This window comes from Prevotella sp. P5-64 (assembly GCF_002251285.1).
In the GTDB taxonomy this organism is placed as follows: Bacteria; Bacteroidota; Bacteroidia; order Bacteroidales; family Bacteroidaceae; genus Prevotella.
Genome location: NZ_NPJK01000052.1, coordinates 1 through 858, shown reverse-complemented (window position 1 = coordinate 858; position 858 = coordinate 1). Strand labels below are relative to the sequence as shown.

Genomic DNA, 858 nt, shown 5'->3' with positions numbered 1-858 from the left:
ATTCCGAACAGAGAAGTTAAGCCCACTTGCGCCGATGGTACTGCAATGCAATGCGGGAGAGTAGGTAGCCGCCCTTTTTCACGAAGAGCCTTGGTCACGACAGTGACTGAGGCTCTTTTCGTTGGTATATGTGTCATTTTTGGCAAAGAAGAAGATGATTGTTGGTAACCATCCTAAACCTGGCATAGCAAGAAAAAAGACGGTCACTTATCCTGAACTCAGGTTAATAGAGCCAATTCGGCTCACCCGATAAACCATGGGGATACTTCTTTGGTTCTATAGATTATTTATACCTTTGTACCATGAATAATCAAGAACTCTTATCATTGGCACAGTTAATTCTGCCATCAGAGATACTTTCAAGTTTTGAAGTAGTACGTGTAGAAGAAGAGGCATCCCTTATTCGCATCTATCTTGACGAATCGGTTAAGGCTGAATATAAAGAGAATACAGAGATTGAATCCAAAGGGTTCTGTGACGCCGCAACTATACGTGACTTCCCAATACGCGACAAAGGCGTTGATTTAATTGTCAGAAGACGCAGATGGTATGACAAGCAGAATAATCGATACTTCTCCGACTCTTATAACCTAAAGGCAGAAGGAACCCGCTACTCAAAAGAGTTTGCGGCTTTTTTAAAAGGAGTGTATGGAGACAATTCCTACGACCTCCCGTTCGCTTGACCGCTATTATCACATAAACCCAAATCGGTCATTAGAAAAAGTTTCTTGTCATTTTCTAATGACCGCCATTAGAAAAACAGCTTTGTATATGCTTGATTTATAAATATTTACTAACTTTACCACGAAAAAAAGAATATACTCCGATGCGAAACTGTGACATAAAGTTTGTAAATAA

1 protein-coding gene is annotated in these 858 nt (G+C 40.1%); it reads left to right on the top strand.

Going from position 1 to position 858, the window contains the following annotated elements:
• Positions 1 to 302 precede the first annotated feature (302 nt).
• The gene (locus CIK87_RS09805) at positions 303 to 683 is read left to right on the top strand and encodes a hypothetical protein (RefSeq protein ID WP_094387022.1); all 381 of its coding nucleotides are present in this window, start codon (positions 303 to 305) and stop codon (positions 681 to 683) included.
• The last annotated feature ends 175 nt before the right edge of the window (positions 684 to 858 follow it).

What these genes read in the sequence shown, in the direction of transcription:
- CIK87_RS09805 (WP_094387022.1), top strand. Translation starts at nt 303, where the DNA reads ATGAATAATCAAGAACTCTTATCATTGGCACAGTTAATTCTGCCATCA.